General features: G+C 68.8%; 18 protein-coding genes and 2 pseudogenes. 16 read left to right on the top strand and 4 right to left on the bottom strand.

Annotation, left to right across the window (positions count from 1 at the left end):
* Positions 1 to 31: 31 nt before the first annotated feature.
* The 6 genes from ND450_RS31185 to ND450_RS31160 all read left to right on the top strand — a co-directional run bounded on the left by ND450_RS31185 (position 32) and on the right by ND450_RS31160 (position 6466).
* On the top strand, positions 32 to 1711 hold the full coding sequence (locus ND450_RS31185; protein WP_253321997.1) for an ABC transporter substrate-binding protein: 1680 nt from the start codon (positions 32 to 34) through the stop codon (positions 1709 to 1711).
* A 42-nt stretch (positions 1712 to 1753) separates the two neighbouring features.
* Complete coding sequence (locus ND450_RS31180) at positions 1754 to 2758, top strand: ABC transporter permease (protein ID WP_253321996.1); 1005 nt, start codon at positions 1754 to 1756, stop codon at positions 2756 to 2758.
* 5 nt (positions 2759 to 2763) lie between these two features.
* Positions 2764 to 3687, top strand: a complete 924-nt coding sequence (locus tag ND450_RS31175; protein WP_253321995.1) for an ABC transporter permease — start codon at positions 2764 to 2766, stop codon at positions 3685 to 3687.
* Between the two features lie 6 nt (positions 3688 to 3693).
* The gene (locus ND450_RS31170) at positions 3694 to 4692 is read left to right on the top strand and encodes an ABC transporter ATP-binding protein (protein WP_253321994.1); all 999 of its coding nucleotides are present in this window, start codon (positions 3694 to 3696) and stop codon (positions 4690 to 4692) included.
* Positions 4689 to 5795, top strand: a complete 1107-nt coding sequence (locus ND450_RS31165) for an ABC transporter ATP-binding protein (protein ID WP_253321993.1) — start codon at positions 4689 to 4691, stop codon at positions 5793 to 5795. The genes ND450_RS31170 and ND450_RS31165 overlap by 4 nt, the downstream gene beginning before the upstream one ends.
* 77 nt (positions 5796 to 5872) lie before the next feature.
* Positions 5873 to 6466: a TetR/AcrR family transcriptional regulator gene (locus tag ND450_RS31160; RefSeq protein ID WP_253321992.1), complete on the top strand. Its 594-nt coding sequence runs from the start codon at positions 5873 to 5875 to the stop codon at positions 6464 to 6466.
* Positions 6467 to 6522: 56 nt separating this feature from the next.
* On the opposite strand, the pseudogene ND450_RS31155 reads toward ND450_RS31160, so the two are convergent.
* Positions 6523 to 6894 (bottom strand): annotated as a pseudogene (locus tag ND450_RS31155) (DedA family protein); the annotation flags it as partial.
* A 360-nt stretch (positions 6895 to 7254) separates the two neighbouring features.
* Here ND450_RS31155 and ND450_RS31150 point away from each other — a divergent pair.
* The 3 genes and pseudogenes from ND450_RS31150 (at position 7255) to ND450_RS31140 (ending at position 10914) form a co-directional block, all read left to right on the top strand.
* Positions 7255 to 8823 (top strand): discoidin domain-containing protein, encoded by a 1569-nt coding sequence (locus tag ND450_RS31150; protein ID WP_371927449.1) that lies wholly within the window; start codon positions 7255 to 7257, stop codon positions 8821 to 8823.
* Between the two features lie 13 nt (positions 8824 to 8836).
* Positions 8837 to 9955 (top strand): annotated as a pseudogene (locus ND450_RS31145) (MFS transporter); the annotation flags it as partial.
* 11 nt (positions 9956 to 9966) lie between these two features.
* A complete protein-coding gene (locus ND450_RS31140; RefSeq protein WP_253321990.1) occupies positions 9967 to 10914 on the top strand; it encodes a hypothetical protein in 948 nt (315 codons plus the stop codon).
* On the opposite strand, the gene leuA is transcribed toward ND450_RS31140, so the two are convergent.
* On the bottom strand, positions 10911 to 12728 hold the full coding sequence (gene leuA, locus ND450_RS31135) for a 2-isopropylmalate synthase (protein ID WP_253321989.1): 1818 nt from the start codon (positions 12726 to 12728) through the stop codon (positions 10911 to 10913). The two genes, ND450_RS31140 and leuA, sit on opposite strands and share 4 nt — an antisense overlap.
* A gap of 405 nt (positions 12729 to 13133) precedes the next feature.
* On the opposite strand from leuA, the gene ND450_RS31130 reads away from it, so the two are divergent.
* From ND450_RS31130 to ND450_RS31120, 3 genes are read left to right on the top strand one after another with little or no spacing between them, the layout of a single operon-like run.
* The gene (locus tag ND450_RS31130) at positions 13134 to 13430 is read left to right on the top strand and encodes a hypothetical protein (RefSeq protein WP_089908008.1); all 297 of its coding nucleotides are present in this window, start codon (positions 13134 to 13136) and stop codon (positions 13428 to 13430) included.
* A gap of 33 nt (positions 13431 to 13463) precedes the next feature.
* Positions 13464 to 13739, top strand: coding sequence for a hypothetical protein (locus tag ND450_RS31125; protein WP_089908011.1), 276 nt, complete (start codon positions 13464 to 13466; stop codon positions 13737 to 13739).
* Positions 13740 to 13749: 10 nt separating this feature from the next.
* Complete coding sequence (locus tag ND450_RS31120) at positions 13750 to 14250, top strand: NUDIX domain-containing protein (protein ID WP_253321988.1); 501 nt, start codon at positions 13750 to 13752, stop codon at positions 14248 to 14250.
* Here the strand turns inward: ND450_RS31120 and ND450_RS31115 are convergent.
* Together ND450_RS31115 and ND450_RS31110 are read right to left on the bottom strand one after the other, a co-directional pair.
* Positions 14236 to 14796 carry a nitroreductase family protein gene (locus ND450_RS31115; RefSeq protein WP_253321987.1) on the bottom strand — a complete coding sequence of 187 codons (561 nt, stop codon included), beginning with the start codon at positions 14794 to 14796 and terminating at the stop codon, positions 14236 to 14238. The genes ND450_RS31120 and ND450_RS31115 overlap by 15 nt on opposite strands.
* Positions 14796 to 15980 carry a glycosyltransferase family 39 protein gene (locus tag ND450_RS31110; protein WP_253321986.1) on the bottom strand — a complete coding sequence of 395 codons (1185 nt, stop codon included), beginning with the start codon at positions 15978 to 15980 and terminating at the stop codon, positions 14796 to 14798. Before ND450_RS31110 ends, ND450_RS31115 begins: the two co-directional genes overlap by 1 nt.
* A gap of 143 nt (positions 15981 to 16123) precedes the next feature.
* Between ND450_RS31110 and ND450_RS31105 the strand changes: the two genes are divergently transcribed.
* From ND450_RS31105 to ND450_RS31090, 4 genes are read left to right on the top strand one after another with little or no spacing between them, the layout of a single operon-like run.
* Entirely contained in the window at positions 16124 to 17389 is a 1266-nt protein-coding gene (locus ND450_RS31105) for an aspartate kinase (RefSeq protein ID WP_089908023.1), read from the top strand.
* Positions 17386 to 18450 carry an aspartate-semialdehyde dehydrogenase gene (locus tag ND450_RS31100; RefSeq protein WP_253321985.1) on the top strand — a complete coding sequence of 355 codons (1065 nt, stop codon included), beginning with the start codon at positions 17386 to 17388 and terminating at the stop codon, positions 18448 to 18450. The genes ND450_RS31105 and ND450_RS31100 overlap by 4 nt, the downstream gene beginning before the upstream one ends.
* A 45-nt stretch (positions 18451 to 18495) precedes the next feature.
* Positions 18496 to 19059, top strand: coding sequence for a hypothetical protein (locus ND450_RS31095; protein ID WP_253321984.1), 564 nt, complete (start codon positions 18496 to 18498; stop codon positions 19057 to 19059).
* A complete protein-coding gene (locus ND450_RS31090) occupies positions 19056 to 20525 on the top strand; it encodes an ADP-ribosylglycohydrolase family protein (RefSeq protein ID WP_253321983.1) in 1470 nt (489 codons plus the stop codon). The genes ND450_RS31095 and ND450_RS31090 overlap by 4 nt, the downstream gene beginning before the upstream one ends.
* Positions 20526 to 20532: the final 7 nt, after the last annotated feature.

The raw sequence follows: 20532 nt of genomic DNA, 5'->3' as shown, positions 1-20532 counted from the left end.
TGAGATGTGCGGATTGTCCAAGGGGTGTTTGATGGTCCACTCAGTAACGGCTCGCCGCCGTTGGGTTGCCGCGATCGGCTTCCTCAGCGTCAGCGCGCTCGCCCTGTCAGGTTGCGCGCAATCCCAGCGCGACTCCGGCGGTGGCGGCAAGGAAGGCGGCACGCTGACCTTCGGCGCCGCCGGCGCGCCGAAGCTCTTCGACCCGTTCTACGCGACTGACGGCGAGACCTTCCGGGTCGCCCGCCAGATGTACGAGGGCCTGGTCGGCTTCAAGCCGGGTACCGCCGAGGTCGAGCCCGCGCTCGCCACGAAGTACGAGCCCTCCGCGGACGGCAAGACCTGGACCTTCACCCTCAAGGAGGGCGTGAAGTTCCACGACAACACGGACTTCAACGCCGAAGCCGTCTGCTTCAACTTCGAGCGCTGGTACAACCAGAAGGGCGCCGGCCAGTCCGACGCCGTCTCCCAGTACTGGCTGGACAACTTCGGCGGGTTCAAGGACACGCCGGACAAGCCCTCGCTGTACAAGTCCTGCACGGCCAAGGACGCCAAGACCGCGGTCATCGAGCTGAACGAGGTCACCTCGCAGTTCCCGTCGGTCCTCGGCTTCACGTCGTTCTCGATCTCGAGCCCGACGGCGCTCAAGCAGTACGACGCCGACAACGTCCAGGCGGCCGGTGACGCGTTCACCTACCCGGCCTACGCGAACGAGCACCCGACCGGCACGGGCCCGTTCAAGTTCGGCAAGTACGACAAGGCCAACAACACCGTGGAGCTCGTGAAGAACGACGCCTACCACGGCACGAAGGCCAAGCTGGACAAGATCGTCTTCAAGATCATCCCGGACGAGACCGCCCGCAAGCAGGCGCTCAAGGCCGGCGACATCGACGGCTACGACCTGCCGAACGCGGCGGACTGGGCCGGTCTGAAGACCGACGGCTTCAACGTCGCGATCCGTCCGGCGTTCAACGTGTTCTACCTGGGCATCAACCAGAAGAACAACCCGAAGCTCGCCGACCTCAAGGTCCGCCAGGCGATCCAGTACGCGATCAACCGCGAGCAGCTCGTCAAGTCGCAGCTGCCCGAGGGCGCCAAGGTCGCGACGCAGTTCATGCCGGACACCGTCAACGGCTACAACAAGGACCTCAAGGCCGTCGGTTACGACGTCGCCAAGGCGAAGTCCCTGCTGGCCGAGGCCGGTGCCACCGACCTGACGCTGAAGTTCTACTGGCCGTCCGAGGTCACCCGCCCGTACATGCCGTCCCCGAAGGACCTGTTCGGCGCGATCTCCGGTGACCTGCAGGCCGCGGGCATCAAGCTCGAGGTCGTCACGAAGCCGTGGAACGGTGGCTACCTCACCGACGTCGACAACGGCATCTCGGACCTGTTCCTCCTGGGCTGGACCGGCGACAACGGCACGGCGCACAACTGGGTCGGCACGTTCTTCGGCCGCACCGACAACCGCTTCAACACCGGTGTGTCCCCGTGGGGCGCCACCCTCGCGGCGGACCTGGCCAAGGCGAACTCCGAGCCGAACGAGGCCAACCGCACGAAGCTGTACGAAGAGATCAACAAGAAGATCATGGACGAGTACCTGCCCGCGATCCCGATCTCGCACTCCCCGCCCGCTCTGGTGTTGAAGTCGGACATCAAGGGTGTCGTCCCGAGCCCGTTGACCGACGAGAAGTTCGGCCCGGCCTCGAAGGGCTGAGCTGACTAGCTCCCACCACAAGAGAACAACGGGGTAGCTCAAGTGCTCCGCTACACCATTCGACGGCTGGTTCAGCTGGTCGGCGTGGTGCTGGTGCTCTCGATGTTGCTCTTCGCGTGGTTGCGACTTCTCCCAGGAGGGCCGGTTTCGGCCCTCCTGGGAGAACGCGCTACGCCGGAGTCGCGCGAAGCCCTCACCAAGCAGCTCGGCCTCGACCAGCCGATCTTCGTCCAGTACCTCAAGTTCCTCGGTCGCGCGGCGACCGGTGACTTCGGCGTCTCCACCGGTGTTCAGCCCGGTGACTCGGCGCTCGAGATCTTCCTCCAGCGGTTCCCCGCGACGATCGAGCTCAGCTTCTTCGCGATCCTGATCGCGATCGCGGTCGGCGTCCCGCTCGGCTACCTCGCCGCGAAGCGCCGCGGCGGCTGGTTCGACAACCTCAGCGTCATCGGTTCGCTGATCGGCGTCGCCGTGCCGGTGTTCTTCCTGGCCTACCTGCTCAAGGACGTGGCGTCGTCGGCGCTCGGCCTTCCGTCGCAGGGCCGTCAGGACGCCATCGACGCCACGCGCGTCACCGGCTTCTTCACGCTCGACGGCCTGATCACCGGTGAGATCGACGCGACGCTGAACGCGCTGGAACACCTGATCCTGCCGGCGATCGCGCTCGCGACGATCCCGTTCGCGGTGATCTTCCGGATCACCCGTGCGGCCGTTCTCGACGTGCTCGACGAGGACTTCGTGCGCACCGCCGAGTCCAAGGGCCTCACCGCCCCGGTGATCCGCCGCCGGCACGTGCTGCGCAACGCGATGCTCCCGGTCGTCACGACGATCGGCCTGCAGACCGGTGCGCTGCTCTCCGGCGCCGTGCTCACCGAGAAGGTGTTCTCGTTCGCCGGTGTCGGCCAGGCGCTCGCCATCGGGTTCGAACGGCGTGACTACCCGGTGCTGCTGTTGTTGATCATCATGGCCACGATCGTCTACGTCGTGGTGAACCTGCTGGTCGACCTCTCGTACGCGCTCATCGACCCGCGCATCAGGACGAGGTGAGCGCAGTGGCACTCGGAGTCTCCAAGAAGGAAAAGATCGACGGCCTCGCCGAGTCCGCGGGCGTCTCGCTCGCGGCCAGCGCGTGGAAGCGGCTCCGTCGCAGCCCGGTGTTCCTCATCGGTGCGACGATCATCGGCATCTTCGTGGTGCTGTCGCTGCTGTCCCCGTGGCTCGCGCCGCAGGACCCGTCCGTCCCGATGCTGATCGACCAGGTCGTCAAGGCGCGCAACGAGATCCCGCCGCCCCAGCCCGGTCACCTGCTCGGTGGCGACCTGCAGGGCCGCGACTTCTTCTCGCGCCTGCTCGTCGGCTCGCAGCAGACGCTCATCGTCGGTGTCGGCGCCACGATCATCGGCCTCACCGGCGGACTGATCCTCGGCACGCTCGCGGGCGCGCTCGGCGGCTGGGTCGACTCGGTCGTCATGCGCATCGTCGACGTCATGCTCTCGCTGCCGTCGCTGCTGCTGGCGTTCTCGATCGCGGCGATGTTCGCGCGGCCCAGCCAGTTCACGGTGATCCTCGCGGTCTCGATCGTGCAGATCCCCGTGTTCGCGCGGCTGCTCAGAGGTTCGATGCTGGCGCAACGGCACAGCGACCACGTGCTCGCGGCCACGGCGCTCGGCGTGAAGAAGGGCGCGATCGTGTTCCGGCACATGCTGCCGAACTCGCTCAGCCCGGTGATCGTGCAGTCGACGCTCGTGCTGGCCACCGCGATCATCGAGGCGGCCGCGCTGTCGTTCCTCGGCCTCGGCAACCCGGACGACCGGCTGCCGGAGTGGGGTCAGATGCTCGGTGACGTGCAGAACGTCTTCGACACGCACCCGCACCTCGCCGCGTGGCCCGCGGTCTGCATCATCGTCGTCGCGCTCGGCTTCACCCTCATGGGCGAGACGCTGCGCGAAGCCCTCGACCCGAAGAACAGGCGGTGAGTCGTCGTGGCACTGCTCGAAGTACGTGACCTCTCCGTCGTGTTCCAGCGCAAGGGCGAAGCTCCGTTCCACGCGGTCGACGGCGTCAGCTTCGACGTCGAACCCGGCCAGACGGTCGGGCTCGTCGGCGAGTCCGGCTGCGGCAAGTCCGTGACGTCGCTCGCGATCATGGGCCTGCTGCCCAAGCGCGGCGCCAAGGTCACCGGCAGCGTGACCTACGACGGCACGGACCTGCTGAAGCTCTCCGACAAGCAGATGCGCGACAAGCGCGGCAGCGAGCTCGGCATGGTCTTCCAGGACCCGCTGTCCTCGCTCAACCCCGTCGTCCCGATCGGCCTGCAGGTCACCGAGGTGCTCGAACGGCACCGCGGCATGGCCCGCAAGGAGGCCATGATCGAGGCGAAGGACCTGCTCGACAAGGTCGGCATCCCGGACCCGAACCGGCGGCTCAAGGAGTACCCGCACCAGCTCTCCGGCGGCATGCGGCAGCGCGCGCTCATCGCGATCGCGCTGGCGTGCCGGCCGAAGCTGCTGATCGCGGACGAGCCGACGACGGCGCTGGACGTGACCATCCAGGCCCAGATCCTGTCGCTGATGAAGGAACTGGTGCAGGACCTCGGCACCGCGCTCGTGATGATCACCCACGACCTGGGTGTCGTCGCCGGCCTGTGCGACGAGGTCAACGTGCTGTACGGCGGCAAGGTGGTCGAGAAGGCCATGCGGCACAAGCTCTTCGCCGAGCCGCGCCACCCGTACACGCACGGCCTGCTCGCGTCCATCCCGCGGCTCGACGCCCCGCGCGGCGAGAAGCTGACGCCCATCAGGGGGTCCGTCGCGGACAACATCCCGTGGACGAGCGCCTGCGCGTTCGCCCCGCGTTGCCCGAACGCGCTGGACGTGTGTCGCGCGGAGACGCCGGCCGAGGAAGACCAGCTGGGCCGACTGCTCCGCTGCCACAACCCGGTGGTGCCGGGAACTCCCGCCGCCGAGGAGGTGCCGGTATGAGCGAGACCCTGGTTTCCGTCCAGGACATGAAGGTGCACTTCCCGATCAAGCGGGGCGTGTTCTTCGACCGGACCGTCGGCTACGTCTACGCGGTCGACGGCGTCGACCTCGAGATCAAGCGCGGCGAGACCTACGGCCTCGTGGGCGAGTCGGGCTGCGGCAAGTCCACCCTCGGGCGGGCGATGCTGCGGCTCAACGAGCCGACCGACGGCAAGATGGTCTTCGACGGGCAGGACTTCTCGACCCTGCAGGGCGAGGAGCTGCGCAAGATGCGGCGCCGGATCCAGATGGTGTTCCAGGACCCGCTGTCCTCGCTCGACCCGCGCCAGTCCGTGGAGTCGATCCTGGTCGAGGGCCTGCGGGCGCACGGTCTGGACGAGGGCAAGGAGTCGACGGCCAAGCGGCTGCGCGAACTGCTCGCGGCCGTCGGTCTGCCCGCCTCCGCGCTGCGCAAGTACCCGCACGAGTTCTCGGGCGGTCAGCGGCAGCGCATCGGCATCGCCCGTGCCCTGGCGCTCAACCCGGACCTGATCGTCGCCGACGAGCCGGTGTCCGCGCTCGACGTGTCGGTGCAGGCCCAGGTCGTGAACCTGCTGGAGGAGCTCCAGGAGAAGTTCGGCCTGACCTACCTGGTGATCGCGCACGACCTCGCCGTCGTGAAGCACATCTCCGACCGGGTCGGCGTGATGTACCTCGGCGGCCTGGTCGAGGAGGCCACCTCCGAGGACCTCTACGAGGAGCCGCTGCACCCGTACACGCGGGCGCTGCTGTCGGCGATCCCGGTGCCCGACCCCCAGGTCGAGGACCGGCGCGAACGGATCCTGCTCGCGGGTGACCTCCCGTCGCCCGCGAACCCGCCGAGCGGCTGCCGGTTCCACACCCGGTGCCCGTGGCGGCAGGAGACGAAGTGCGACACCGAACGCCCGGCGCTGCGCGAGCTCAAGCCGGGTCACAAGGTGGCGTGCCACTGGGCCGAGCAGATCCGCTCCGGCGAGATCCAGCCGCACGAGGTGAAGCCGGTCCTGGTGGAGGAGGGCGACGGTTTGTCGCCCGACGTCCCGCTGGTGGGCCCGGCGTCCGTCACCGAGGCGCTGAACCCGTAACACCCGCTTTCCCGGCCGGGGCCACCTTTCGAGGTGGCCCCGTTCGTTTCTCCAGGGTCGTGCGCTGTCCTCGGTGGATGGACAGTCGTGGCTCGATCCTGTTGAGAGCGGCGGAGATCGCCTCGGTCGACGGCCTGGAGGGCGTCACCATCGGGCGGCTCGCGGTCGAGCTCGGCATGAGCAAGAGCGGGGTGTTCTCGCACTTCGGCGCCAAGGAGGAACTGCAGATCTCGACCGTCCACGCGGCCGCGGAGATCTTCGCGCGCGAGGTCGTGATCGCCGGCGGTTCGGTGCTCGACCTGGCCGGGCGCTGGCTCGACTACTCGAAGCGCCGCGTGTTCCCCGGCGGCTGCTTCTTCGTCGTGACCCGCTCGGAGTTCGCGGCCCGCCCCGGCCGCGTGCGGGACGCGTTGATGCTCTTCAACCTGCGCTGGATCTCACTGCTGGAACAGCTGTGCGGCGACGCCCAGATGGCGTTCGAGGTGGACGCCCTGCTGGCGGCCGCGGACCGGTTCGCGGTGCTCTACGACGACGCCTCGGCGTACGAGAGAGTGCGGTTGGCGTTGCGCGCACGGATCGCCATGCCGACCGGCACCGAGATGAGCGTGGCCACGCCGAAGGACAGCAGCATCGCGAGCCACGCCTCGTCGACCAGCTGGCCGCCGATGTAGCCGACGGTGGCGGGGTAGAGGCTCCACAGCGCCGACCCGATCGCCGCGACCGGCACGAACCGCCGCAGCGGCCACTTCAGCGCCCCCGTCAGCAACGCCCCGACGATGCCGCCGGCGGGCAGGAACCGCGCCGCGATGAGGATCGTCTCGCCCTTGGACGCGAGCTGGTCGGCCGTCCACACGACCATCGCCCGCGCCTTGGCGTTCCTGTTGACCTTGTCGAGCGCCCGCATCCCCATCCGGCGGCCCGCGGTGAAGTTGATCAGGTCGCTGAGCAGGCAGCCGGCCGCGGCGACGACCACGACCAGGTACAGCGGCACCTCACCGGACGCGGCCAGGACACCGGCGCCGATGAGCACGGCCTCCGTCGGTGCCAGCGGCACGACGGCGACCAGGAACAGCACTACGAGGCTGGCTGCGGTGCTCATGACCGGTGAACGTACGTGAGCCAGGTGAACAATCCCGACCTGGGTGTTTCTTCAGCGCGTCCACAGGTGAAGAGCCGATCTGCGCTGGTCGCGTGCCGTTCGTCCGCGCCGTTCCCGCTGGTGGCCCGGATGGCGGCCGGCTGTCCGAAAGGGCAGAACCGGCCGGGAACCGTCCGGTCGTCGCCCGATCCGGTCGACCAGGTCGGTACCCGTGACCGGGCATGCACCGGCACACCGTCCCCGGCACCTCGGGCAACCGCGTCGTTGACCGGTCTCTCCGGCCGCCGTTAACGTCCGAACTCAATTGGGAAGCTTGTTAACCAATCCTTCGAGCCGCCGCCTTTGCCCAGGAGGAACGAAGTGATCAAAAAGCACACCAGAACCGGTGTCGCGATAGCCCTGCTCGCACTCGTGGTCCCCCAGATCGCGGCGTCCGGCACGGCCAACGCCGCCGACTCCCTGCTGTCGGCCGGCAAACCCACCACCGTGTCGTCCGTCGAAGCCGAGACGTTCGGCGGCGCCAACGCCGTCGACGGCGACCCCGCCACCCGCTGGGCGAGCCTCGAGGGCGTCGACCCGCAGTGGATCGCCGTCGACCTCGGCGGGAACGCGACCATCTCCAAGGTCAAGATCAACTGGGAGGCCGCCTACGCCTCCGAGTACAAGATCCAGACGTCGGCCGACGGCTCGTCGTGGAGCACGAAGAAGACCCTCACCGGGCAGAACGGCGGCACCGACGAGACGTCGCTGACGGCGACCGGCCGGTTCGTGCGGATCTACGGCACCAAGCGCGGCACGACCTACGGCTACTCGCTCTTCGACCTGGAGGTGTGGGGCAGCGTCGCGAACGGCGACACCACCGCGCCGAGCGCGCCGGGCGGTCTCACGAGCACGGGGACCACGTCGAACTCGGTCAGTCTGCAATGGACGGCCGCGACCGACAACGTCGGCGTGACCGGGTACGAGGTGCTGCGCAACGGCAGCGTGGTCGGCACCCCGGCCGGGACGACGTTCACCGACACCGGGCTCGCGTCGGGCACGCAGTTCACCTACACCGTCAAGGCGCGTGACGCGGCCGGCAACCTCGGTCCGGCGAGCAACGCGGTGCAGGCCACCACCAAGCCCGCCGCTCCCGGCGAGAACATCACCGTCGTCGTGGCCGGCGACATCGCGTCGCTGACCAACAGCGAGCACTACGAGACGGCGAAGCTGATCGACCAGATCAAGCCGAACCACATCCTCACGGTCGGCGACAACCAGTACGACAGCGGCACGCTCGCCGAGTTCAAGGCGCACTACGACAAGTCGTGGGGCAAGTACAAGAGCATCACCCACCCCGCGACGGGCAACCACGAGTGGGAGGACAACCTCAACGGCTACAAGTCGTACTTCGGCGCCCAGGCCTACCCGCAGGGCAAGCCGTACTACAGCTGGGACGCGGGCGACTTCCACTTCGTGTCGTTCGACTCGCAGAAGCTCTACGACACCGGCAGCGACTCCACGCAGCTGAACTGGCTCAAGGCCGACCTGGCCGCGAACACCAAGGCGTGCGTCGTCGGCTACTGGCACCACCCGCGGTTCAACTCGGGCCAGTACGGCGACAAGTCCGTGATGTCCCCGCTGTGGAACGCCTTCGCGGACGCGAAGTCCGATTTGATCTTCAACGGTCACGACCACCACTACGAGCGGTTGAAGCCGCTGAGCAAGAGCGGTTCGGTGGACGAGGCGAACGGCCTGCGCGCCGCGATCGTCGGCATCGGCGGTGACTACCTCTACCAGGACGTCAAGCCGCGCACCGGGGTCGAGAACTGGTTCGCGGACAGCCACGGCGTCCTGAAGCTCACCCTGTCCGGCCGCTCCTACTCGTGGGAGGTCATCGACACGGCGGGCAAGGTGCGCGACAAGGCCGGTCCTTACAACTGCCGTTAGCCCGGAGGTCGTCGTGTACATCGCAACCGCACGACAGGCACCGGCGGCGGGCGGCACCGGCAGGATCGCGGGGAACGTCCTCGCGCTGGGCGCGGTGTCCCTGCTCACGGACGTCTCGTCGGAGATGGTCACCGCCATCCTGCCGCTGTACCTGGTGCTGGGGCTGGGGTTCTCCCCGCTGCAGTTCGGTGTGCTCGACGGCATCTACACCGGTGTGACGGCACTGGTCCGCGTCGTCGGCGGTCATGCGGCCGACCGCTGGCAGCGGCGCAAGTTCGTCGCAGGACTCGGGTACGGGATCTCGGCGCTGGGCAAGCTCGGCCTGCTCGCCGCCGGGACCTCGGCCACCGCGATGGGGCTCGTGCTGGCCGGGGACCGCACCGGCAAGGGCCTGCGCACCGCGCCGAGGGACGCGCTGATCACGTTGAGCAGCGAGTCTTCGGCGCTCGGGCGCGCCTTCGGTGTCCACCGCGCCATGGACACCGTCGGCGCGTTCCTCGGCCCGTTGGTGGCGTTCTGCCTCCTCTGGACGCTGCCTGCCCGCTACGACGTGGTGTTCGTGGTGAGCTTTTGCTTTGCTGCACTGGGATTCCTGGTGCTGGTGCTGTTCGTGCGCGATCACCGGGACGTGCTGCCACGCGTCGCGGTGTCGCTGCGGGCGGCGTTCGGGTTGCTGCGGTCCAGGCCGTTCCGGCGGGTCTGCCTGGTCGCGTGCGGGCTCGGGTTCCTGACGCTCGGCGACGGGTTCGTCTACCTGTTGCTGCAGAAGAAGCTCGACGTCGAGCTGGCCTACGTCGCGCTGCTGCCCCTCGGCACGGCCGGCGTGTACCTGCTCACCGCCGTGCCGCTCGGGTCGCTGGCCGATCGCGTGGGGCGATGGCGGATCTTCCTCGTCGGCCATGTCGCGTTGCTCGGTGCCTATCTGTTGCTGGCCGGCGCTTCCGGGATCTCGTTGCTCGTCGGGGTTCTGGTGTTGCACGGGGTGTTCTACGCGTGCACCGACGGCGTGCTGATGGCCGTGGCCGGACCTCTCGTCCCCGATGAGCTGCGCACGTCCGGTCTGGCCCTGCTGCAGACCGGGCAGGTCCTCGCCCGTGCCGCCTCTTCCGTGCTGTTCGGTGCTCTTTGGACGTGGTTCGCTTGGTGAGGGTCCTGATCGTCGTTCTCGCCGTGATCGCGCTGGGCGCGGGTGCCACCGCCTACGCCCTGCGCGCTCCGGACTCCGTTTCTGTTGCCGTGGAAGCGGGTCCGGTCGAACTGGTCTCCGGACGGCTGGTGTTCGTGGACGAGGCGAGCGGGCGGGTGGCGTCCGTGCCGTTGAGTTCGCCTGGCGGGCCGCGGCGGGTGAGTTCGTTGTCCTGCAAGCGCTTCTACACGGCGGCGGGGAAGGGGCTGTGCCTCGCGGACGCCTCCGGGCCGTTGCCGGGGTCGGCCGCGGTGTTCGTGGACCGGACGCTGGCCGAACGGCGGCGCGTGGAGGTGTCCGGGGTGCCGAACCGCGCCAAGCTGTCGGCGGACGGGCGGATGGCGTCGTGGACGACGTTCGTCACCGGTGACTCGTACGCGCAGGCGGGGACGTTCTCGACCCGCACGGCGATCCTCGACACCGGGACCGAGGTGTACGCCAGCAACATCGAGGGCACGCGCGTCGAGGGCATGAAGCTCGCCAACGACAGGAACTTCTGGGGCGTGACGTTCACTGCCGACGACCGCACCTACTACGCGACGCTGAGCACCGCCGGGAAGACGTACCTGATCCAGGGCGACGCGGCGGAGGAGTCCGCGAAGGCGTTGCGGGAGAACGCCGAATGTCCTTCCCTGTCACCGGACGGCAGGCGGGTGGCGTTCAAGAAGCGCGTGCCGGGCGACGGCGCGCGGCCGTGGCGGCAGCACGTGCTCGACCTGACCACGATGGTGGAGACACCGCTGGCCGAGACCCGCGGGATCGACGACCAGGTCGTGTGGCTCGACAACGACACCATCGCCTACGGCCTGCCCGGTGAGGGCATCTGGGCCGTGCAGGCGAACGGGGAGGGCGCGCCGCGGCAACTGGTGCCGCACGCGTCCTCCCCGTCGGTCGTCGTCGGCTAGCGGTTGGCCCGGTTGATGGCGCTCACGATCGCGCGGAAGCTCGCGGCGACCGTGGAGGAGTCGATGCCGACGCCCCACAGCACGCGGTCGCCCACGGCGCACTCGACGTAGGCGGCGGCGCGGGCGTCGTCACCGGCGGAGAGCGCGTGCTCGGCGTAGTCCAGCACCCGCACGTCGTAGCCCACCGAGGCGAGCGCGTCGACGAACGCCGCGATCGGGCCGTTGCCCGACCCCGTGATCTCCTGCTGGTCGCCGTCGATCAGCAGGGTCGCGGTGATCTCCTCGTGGCCGCTGCCGTCGGAGCTCGCCCTGTGCTTGAGCAGGTACATCGGCACCCGGCCGTGCAGGTACTCGTCGGCGAAGGCGTCCCACATCTCCTTGGGGCCGATCTCGCCGCCCTGCGTGTCGGTGACCTCCTGGATCACCCGCGAGAACTCGATCTGCAGGCGCCGCGGCAGGTCGAGGTGGTGCTCCTGCTTCATCAGGTACGCGACGCCGCCCTTGCCGGACTGCGAGTTGACCCGGATGACGGCCTCGTAGTTGCGGCCGACGTCCTTCGGGTCGATCGGCAGGTACGGGACCTCCCACTCGAAGTCGTCGACGTGCTGCCCGGCGTCCTTCGCGTCGGCCTCCAGGGCCTCGAAGCCCTTCTTGATCGCGTCCTGGTGGGACCCGGAGAACGCGGTGAAGACCAGGTCGCCGCCGTACGGGTGCCGCTCGGGCACCGGCAGCTGGTTGCAGTACTCGACCGTGCGGCGGACCTCGTCGATGTCGCTGAAGTCGATCTGCGGGTCGATGCCCTGGCTGAACATGTTCATGGCCAGCGTGACCAGGCAGACGTTGCCGGTCCGCTCACCGTTGCCGAACAGGCAGCCCTCGATGCGGTCCGCACCCGCCAGGTAACCCAGCTCCGCGGCGGCGACACCCGTGCCGCGGTCGTTGTGCGGGTGCAGGCTCAGGATGATCGCCTCGCGGTTGGCGAGGTTGCGCGACATCCACTCGATGCTGTCGGCGTAGACGTTCGGCGTGGCCATCTCGACCGTGGCCGGCAGGTTGATGATCAACGGCTTCTCGGGAGTCGGCCGGATGACGTCCTGGACCGCGTTGCAGACCTCGACGGCGTAGCTGAGCTCGGTGCCCGTGTAGGACTCGGGGGAGTACTCGTACCGGAACTCGGTCTCCGGGTAGTCCTGCTCCTGCTGCTTGGCGAACTTGGCGGCCTCGACCGCGATCTTCTTGATGCCGTCGCGGTCGGAGCGGAACACGACCCGGCGCTGCAGGATCGACGTCGAGTTGTAGAAGTGGACGATCGCCTTGCTCGCGCCCCTGAGGGACTCGAAGGTGCGCGCGATCAGTTCCTCACGGCACTGCGTCAGCACCTGGATCGTGACGTCGTCCGGGATGGCGCCGTCCTCGATGATCTCGCGGACGAAGTCGAAGTCGGTCTGGGACGCGGCCGGGAAACCGACCTCGATCTCCTTGAAGCCCATGCGGACCAGCAGGTCGAACATCTTGCGCTTGCGCGCCGGCGACATCGGGTCGATCAGGGCCTGGTTGCCGTCCCGCAGGTCGACCGCGCACCACAGCGGGGCCTTCTCGATCCTCTTCGTCGGCCAGGCGCGGTCGGGTACGTCGACGACCTCGACCAGCTCGTGGAAGGGGCGGTAGCGGTGGAACGGCATGCTGCTGCCCAGCTGGCGGTTCCAGGGCTGCTGCGAGTCCGGGGCGGGGCGGCTCGGCTTGCGGATCCGGCTCGTGCCCGAGGAGTAGGCGTCCGCGGATTCAGTGGTGGTGAAGGCCTCGTTCGAGGTCATGGGATTTGTGCTCCTGCGGGTCGTTTTAGGGGAACGACCGGCGGCAACGCTGAAGCCCGCGACGGGGGGCCGGTCTGATCAGACCCCGTCACGGCAGCGAAGCAGGAGGGAACGCCACACGTCGGACAGAGTAGCCACAGGGTGGGGTGGGATGGAAATGTTCGACCGGATCGTGGGACGGCGGTGGTCGTTTTCGCTGGTGGTCCTGTTGCGTGCGGGTGGTTGTTCGCGGGCGGCTTGGTCGCCTTGCGTGCTCGCGCGGCTCGCCTTCGGCCTTGCGGCCATCACCCGGCTTGCCCCTTGCCCTGCGCCGTTCGGCCCATTGTCAGGCGCGCTCGTATAACGACTCGGGATGCTGGTCACGTTGCAAGTTTTGTCGCACCCATACCCGGGAATCGTTCATGTATGTCCAGATTACGTACCTCCAGCGGCCGCGGCACGGCTTCACGCGTGATCAGCGGCATCGGCGCCCTCTTCGCCTTCATCGAGGTCCTCTACATCCTGATGATCGTGCTTGGCGCCAACACCGCCAACGCGTTCTTCAAGTTCATCCAGTCCCTCGCCGAGCCCCTCGCGTTGTTCTTCCCCGGTCTGTTCAACACCGGGAACTACAACCTCGACGTGTTCCTCAACTACGGTCTCGCCGCCGTGTTCTGGCTGGTCGTGACCGGTCTCCTCGCGCGTGCCGTGTCACGCTACTGAGGAGTAGTAGATTCCTGACCTATGCGAACGCGCGTGGTCGGAATCGCCGCAGGAGTTGTCAGCTGGGTCGGCCTCGCGCTGGCGGTGCTGCTCGTCGTCCACGTCGTGCTCACCGTCGGCGGGGCCAATCCCGGCAACCCCATCACCAGCACGGTCAAGGAGTTGGCCGAGCCGGTGGCTCTGGCGTTCAAGGACCTTTTCAGTCCCGAGGACGCGAAGTTGCGGGTGATCGTGAACTTCGGGCTGGCCGCGTTGTTCTGGCTGGCCGTTCGAGCGATTGTCCTTAAGCTCGTGAGGCGTCTGAACTAGGTTCTCGTTCATGGCGCGTGACGACTTCTGCGACAACTGCGGCACCCGGTACGCCGACACGTCCGCGTACCCGCGCCGGTGCGGCGCCTGCGGCGTGATGGTGTGGGCGAACCCCTCGCCGGTCGTGGTGGTGCTCGTGCCGGTGAAGGACGGGGCTCGCACCGGGCTGCTCACCGTTCGCCGGGCCATTCCGCCTGTGGGTGAGCTGGCGTTCGTCAGCGGGTTCATCGAGCGCGGTGAGTCTTGGCAGCAGAGTGCGGCGCGGGAGCTCGAAGAAGAAGCGAACGTGTTGATCGCGCCCGAGGACCTGCGGCCCCTGCACTTCGTGTCGACGCCGGACGGTGGGACGGTGTTGATGTTCGCTGCCGCGTCCCCGGTTGATCTCGAGGACCTGCCGCCCTTCGTGCCCAACGACGAGGCTTCGGAGCGGACGGTCATCTTCGAGCGCGTGCCGCTGGCGTTCCCGTTGCACGACGAGGTCGCGGAGAAGTACTTCTCAACCGAGCAGTGACCGGCCCCAGGTGCCGGTGAAGACCGTTTCGGTGAGCGGGAGGCGCTTGCGTTCGCGCTGTTCGCGGGCCTGGAGGTCTTCGGGGAGGTCTGCGATGTCTCCGTGGCGTCCCAGGGCCATGGCCACCAGCGGGCGGACGTCGTCGGGCATCGCGAAGGCGGTTCGGGCGGCCTCCTTGTCGAAGCCGCCCATCATGTGCGAGATCAGGCCCAGGTCGGTGGCCTGCAGGGCCATGTTCTCCATCGCGAGGCCCAGGCCGAACTCGACGTTCGGGATGTCGCCGCGGTCGTCCGACGTGATCACGCAGCCGATCAGCAGGACCGAGGCGCGGTGGGCCCACGTCTTGTTGCCTCGGGTGAGGACCTCGAAGATCGCGTCGAACGCCGGGGTGCCGCGGACGCCCACCAGGAAGCGGGACGGCTGGCTGTTGCCGTGCGACGGGGCCCAGCGGCCCGCCTCCAGCACGGTGCGGAGGTCGGAGTCGGAGATCGTCGCGTCGGCGGAGAAAGCGCGCGGGCTCCAGCGCTTCGAGATCAGCTCGTTCATCAGATCGCATACTGCCAAACGGCGAGGGAGTACGCGCCGAACCACGCGCTGAACAGCGTCGCCATGCCGAGGACGGTGAGGACCGTCGACGGACGGCGGCGGGCCAGCACCAGGGCCAGCGGGAGCAGCAGCGTGAACGCCGGGAGCAGCAGCCGGGCCTTCGAGTTCATCAGGCCGTTCGAGCCGAGGTCCATGACCAGGACGCCGATGCCGTAGACGATCAACGGCCACTCCAGGCGGCGCTGGAAGGCGTAGAAGACCAGCACGACGGCCAGTGCGAGGAGCCAGACGGTGCCCGTTTCGAGGATCGAGCGCGGGTTGCCGAGGTGTTCGCCGGCGAACGCCCAGGTGGCCGCGCCGCCGTCGAACTTCGAGCCCCAGCCGCGTTGCTGCACGCCGAACCAGCCCTCGAGGTCGCCGGTCCGCACCGCGACCCAGCCCAGGTAGCCGAGCAGGCCGAGCGGGGCGAGGACGCCGCCGACCCAGGCCCGCCAGTCCTTGCGGTCGGCGAGCACGGCCACCAGTGCGGCCAGGCCCACGGCGACGATCAGCGCCGCCGCGGTCGGGCGGACCAGGCCCGCGGCCGCGCAGCAGACGCCGGCGAGGATCCAGCGCTTCTTCACCACGCCGACCAGCGCCCAGACGGCGAACGCGCAGAACGTCGCCTCCGAGTAGGTCATCGACAGCACGACGGCCATCGGGGACGCGGCGAAGAGCGTCACGAAGATCAGGCCCGCGCGGTCCGAGCCGTCGCGGACCGTGCGACCGAGGACGAACAGCCCGTAGGTGCAGAAGAGGCCGCTGATCAGGCTGACCGCGAACGCCGCGCCCACCACGTCCACGCCCGGCAGCGCGTCGACCCACCGGATCAGCGCGGGGTAGCCGGGGAAGAACGCGAGCGGCGTCTCGGCGGTGCGGCGGCCGAACGCGTCGTACAGCGACGGCGGCACGCCGTCGTAGCCACCCGCCGCGATGCCGAGGAACCAGTCGCCGTCCCACGACTTCAGGTTGCCGACCGAGGTGTCGGCCTTGCCGGTGAGCCCGTTCTGGTACTCGACGACGAGCTGCAGCACGAACAGACCGACCTGGCGGACGATCAGGTAGATGAGCGCGGGAGCGGTCCAGAGAGCGGCCGGATGTCTGAGCGCTTCGGCCAACCGCGAGCGCGCACTGCTCTCAGGCACGGCTGCTGGGGCCTCCACGACATCGGCGCTCGACGACACCCGGACAGAGTAGTCACGCGCATCACGGCTCCAATGTCTCACCAGGTGGTCCGGGTAGGCTGCCTTCGACGTGGGGTTTTAGTCGCGCGAAGGAGGTCAGGTCGGTGGCGCTCGTCGTCCAGAAGTACGGCGGTTCATCGGTGGGAAGCGCCGAGCGGATCAAACGCGTGGCCGAGCGCATCGTCGCGACCAAGAAGGCGGGCAACGACGTCGTCGTCGTGGTCTCGGCCATGGGTGACACGACCGATGAGCTGCTCGATCTCGCCCGCCAGGTCTCGCCGGTGCCGCCCGCCCGCGAACTCGACATGCTCCTCACCTCCGGTGAGCGGATCTCGATGTCGCTGCTCGCGATGGCGATCAACTCGCTCGGTGCCGAGGCGCGCTCCTACACGGGCTCGCAGGCCGGCGTGATCACGACTTCGGTGCACGGCAAAGCGCGGATCATCGACGTGACGCCGAGCCGGATCCAGGACGCGACGTCCGAGGGGGCCATCGCGATCGTCGCGGGCTTCCAGGGCGTCTCCCAGGACTCGAAGGAGATCACCACGCTCGGCCGCGGCGGCAGCGACACCACCGCGGTGGCGCTCGCGGCCGCGACCAAGGCCGACGTGTGCGAGATCTACACCGACGTGGACGGCGTCTACACCGCCGACCCGCGCATCGTGCCGAACGCGAAGAAACTCGACACGATCACGTACGAGGAAATGCTCGAGATGGCCGCCTGCGGCGCCAAGGTGCTGATGCTCCGCTGCGTGGAGTACGCCCGGCGCTACAACGTCCCCGTGCACGTCCGCTCTTCGTTCAGCAACAAGACCGGAACCATCGTGTCCGGTTCAGTGGAGGACCTTCCCGTGGAACAGGCGATGATCACCGGCGTCGCGCACGACCGGTCCGAGGCCAAAATCACCGTGACGGCAGTTCCCGACCACCCCGGCATCGCGGCCAAGATCTTCCGCGTCGTCGCGCAGGCGGAGCTCGACATCGACATGGTCGTGCAGAACGTGTCCCAGGCGGCGTCCGGCCGCACGGACATCACGTTCACGCTGTCCAAGGACGACGGCCCCCGCGCGGTGGCCGCCCTGGAGAAGGCCCGCGGTGAGATCGGGTTCGACCAGGTCCTCTACGACGAGCACGTCGGCAAGGTGTCGCTGATCGGCGCGGGCATGCGCTCGCACCCCGGTGTCACGGCGACGTTCTGCGAGGCGCTGGCCACGGCCGGCGTCAACATCGACATCATCTCCACCTCGGAGATCCGCATCTCGGTCATCTGCCGCGACACCCAGCTCGACGACGCCGTCCGTGCCCTGCACGACGCGTTCGACCTGGGTTCCGACGAAGAGGCCGTCGTTTACGCAGGGACTGGACGATGAGCGCGCCTGTGCTCGCGCTGGTGGGCGCGACCGGTGCCGTGGGCACCGTGATGATCGACATCATGAACACCCGCTCCTCCGTGCCGTGGGGCGAGATCCGGCTGATCGCGTCCGCGCGCTCTGCGGGCAAGAAGATCAACGTGCGGGGCCAGGACCTGACGGTCGTCGCGCTCTCGCCCGAGGCGTTCGACGGCGTCGACATCGCGATGTTCGACGTGCCGGACGAGATCTCGGCGCAGTGGGCTCCGATCGCCGCCGAGCGCGGCGCGATCGCGATCGACAACTCCGGCGCGTTCCGGATGGACTCGGACGTGCCGCTGGTCGTGCCCGAGGTCAACGCGGACCAGATCGACAACCGGCCGCGCGGCATCATCGCGAACCCGAACTGCACGACGCTGTCGATGATGGCGGCGCTCGGTGCCCTGCACCGCGAGTTCGAGCTCAAGGAACTGGTCGTCGCCTCCTACCAGGCCGCGTCCGGCGCCGGCCAGTCCGGCATCGACCGCCTGTACGCCGAGATCGCCGCCCTCGCGGGCAAGGAGGCGGGTGTCGTCGCGGGTGACGTGGCCGAGGCGCTCGCCGCCGCCGGTCTGTCCGCCGAGGACTCCCCGTTCCCGGCCCCGCTGGCGCTGAACGTGGTGCCGTGGGCGGGTTCGGTGAAGGACGACGGCTGGTCGTCGGAGGAGCTCAAGGTCCGCAACGAGGCCCGCAAGATCCTCGGCATCCCGGACCTGAAGGTCTCCGCGACGTGCGTGCGCGTCCCGGTCGTCACGACGCACTCGCTGTCGGTCCACGCGACGTTCGCGCGCGAGGTCACCGTCGAGGCGGCGCACAAGATCTTCGAGGCACAGCCGACCATCGTCCTCATCGACGACCCGGCCGCGAAGAAGTTCCCGACGCCCGCCGACGTGGTGGGCGGCGACCCGACGTACGTGGGCCGCGTCCGCCAGGCGCTCGACTTCCCGAACACGCTGGACTTCTTCGTGTGCGGTGACAACCTGCGCAAGGGTGCGGCGCTCAACACCTACGAGGTCGCGGAAGAGCTCGCGAAGCGCCTCTGAGTTCGAGTCTCGTGTCGCCGCCAGGCCCGGTAAGGTCTGGCGGCGATGGGGGACGTTGAGTGGATCAGGCCGCCCCGCCTCGACCAGGTCGTGGCCGCCTACCAGGGTTTCGCTTTCGGCGCGGGTGTCCGAACAGGACTCGTCGGCCAGTTGGCCGCGTGTTCGGCGGAGGATCCGGCACAGGCGTTGGCGCAGTGGTCATCGGAACCGGGCGTCCAGCCCGACCTGGTGTCCCGGCAGAGCGCCCGTGACCTGGCCGAGAACACCTACCGGCGCCAGATCACCTCGCAGGGGCCCGGCGCGTTGATCTGGGCACTGCCCGCCGCCGTGCAACGCCTCGACGAGGCCCGGATCCGTGAGCTCGTGGCTCTCACGCACGGCAAGGACTCCCCGGCGGCGGAGGCCGTGATCACGCTGGCCTCGCACCTGTTCACGTCCTCGGAGCTCGACCCGCCCGACGCCGACCCGTTCACCGCCGCCGGCGCGCTGGCGCAGGCCGTCCGGGGTGAGGGCCGCGGGATCGCGCGGGCCATCGCGGGCGCGCTGGAGGGCGGGCCCGAGCACGACGTCCGGCACGTCGCCGAAGAGCTGTACCGGAGGACGTGGTGACCGCGCTGACGCCGATGGAACAGCTCCTGCACGAGCACGAGGACGACGTGGCCGGCTTCGGGCACCACGCTGCGCACGGTGAGCTGCTCATCCCCGGCGAGGTGCTGCTGGGCGAGCGCGAGGTGCTCGAGGTCTACACGGACGAGTCGCGGCTGCCCGCGGGCGTCGAGCAGTGGATCCGGCTCCCGCTGCACACGATCCTGAGCAGGCTGGTGGCGAGCAAGCCGAAGCTGCACGTCAATCCCGGTCAGCCGGTCGAGGCCGAGTTCGACTTCGGGGAACTGGCCGACGCGGCCGCGCAGCACATGCGGATCTGCGGCTGCGGCGAGCGGCCGTCCGCCACGCGCGAGGCCGCCCGATGGGTCGACGGTGAGGGCCGCCGGTTCTTCCTGGTGCCGCACGACGACTCGCGGCTGCGCGGGTGCCTGCTCGGTGGCGCGATCGGGGACGCGCTGGGCGCGAACACCGAGAACCTGCCGATGGAGGTCGTGTACGAGCGCCACGGCCCGGACGGCATCACCGACCTGCCCGAGAAGCCGGACATCACCGACGACACGCAGATGACGTTGTTCACGTTCGAGGCGATCATCCGCGCGCACGTGCGGGAACGGCTCACCGGCGAACGCGACATCACCACCGTCACCCAGAACGCGTACCAGCGTTGGCTGCACACGCAGAAAACGCCGTGGGACAAGGCACGCGGCATCCACTCCACTGTGGACGAACCGGACGGCTGGCTGATCACGCACCAGGACCTCTTCCGGATGCGCGCGCCCGGACTGACGTGCACGAGCGCGTTGCATGAGTACGCGCGCACCGGCGAGCAGGCGACGATCACCAAGCCCGTCAACAACTCCAAGGGCTGCGGCGGCGCCATGAGGGTCGCGCCCGTCGCCCTCGCCGATGAGGACCCGGCCGTCGTGTTCGCGCTGGCGGAGGACAACGCGGCCCTGACGCACGGCCACCCGAGCGGCTACCTGTCCGCCGGCGCGTTCGCCGTGCTGGTCCACCAGCTGTTGCGCGGCAAGGGCCTGCTCGAAGCGCTGGACGTCGCCGTCACCGAGCTGGTCCGCTGCGAAGGCCACGAGGAGGTCGTCGCGGGCATCGAGCACGCCGTCGAACTCGCCGCGCTCGGCAACCCGAGCGTGAAGCGCGTGGAGGAACTGGGCCGCGGCGGCGTCGGCGACACGGCGCTCGCCATCGCGCTGTACTCGACGCTCGTCACCGACGACCCGAACGAGGCGTTGCTGCTCTCGGTCAACCACGGCGGCGACAACGACTCGACGGCCTCGATGTGCGGCAACCTCGCGGGCGCGCTGCACGGCGTCGGGAAGATCCGCCCGGACTGGGTCGAGCGCGTCCAGTTCCGCGAGGTCGTCGACCGGATGGTGGCCGACTGGGAGCTCGAGACCAGCGCCGCCGCCCCCGTGGCACAGGAGTGGTTCGTCCGGTATCCGCCGTCGTAGGGTGACG

Origin of the sequence: Lentzea sp. HUAS12, from assembly GCF_024125735.1 — a bacterium.
GTDB classification, from domain to species: Bacteria; Actinomycetota; Actinomycetes; order Mycobacteriales; family Pseudonocardiaceae; genus Lentzea; species Lentzea albida.
Note: the sequence above shows the minus strand (reverse complement) of the source record. Positions and strands in the feature narration are given on the sequence as shown.

Excerpts from the sequence above, each read along its gene's own strand:
- ND450_RS31100 (WP_253321985.1), top strand. The coding sequence starts at position 17,386 with ATGAGCGCGCCTGTGCTCGCGCTGGTGGGCGCGACCGGTGCCGTGGGC.
- ND450_RS31115 (WP_253321987.1), bottom strand. The coding sequence starts at position 14,796 with ATGAACGAGCTGATCTCGAAGCGCTGGAGCCCGCGCGCTTTCTCCGCC.
- ND450_RS31165 (WP_253321993.1), top strand. The coding sequence starts at position 4,689 with ATGAGCGAGACCCTGGTTTCCGTCCAGGACATGAAGGTGCACTTCCCG.
- ND450_RS31120 (WP_253321988.1), top strand. The coding sequence starts at position 13,750 with ATGGCGCGTGACGACTTCTGCGACAACTGCGGCACCCGGTACGCCGAC.
- ND450_RS31095 (WP_253321984.1), top strand. The coding sequence starts at position 18,496 with ATGGGGGACGTTGAGTGGATCAGGCCGCCCCGCCTCGACCAGGTCGTG.
- leuA (WP_253321989.1), bottom strand. The coding sequence starts at position 12,728 with ATGACCTCGAACGAGGCCTTCACCACCACTGAATCCGCGGACGCCTAC.
- ND450_RS31160 (WP_253321992.1), top strand. The coding sequence starts at position 5,873 with ATGGACAGTCGTGGCTCGATCCTGTTGAGAGCGGCGGAGATCGCCTCG.
- ND450_RS31185 (WP_253321997.1), top strand. The coding sequence starts at position 32 with ATGGTCCACTCAGTAACGGCTCGCCGCCGTTGGGTTGCCGCGATCGGC.
- ND450_RS31130 (WP_089908008.1), top strand. The coding sequence starts at position 13,134 with ATGTCCAGATTACGTACCTCCAGCGGCCGCGGCACGGCTTCACGCGTG.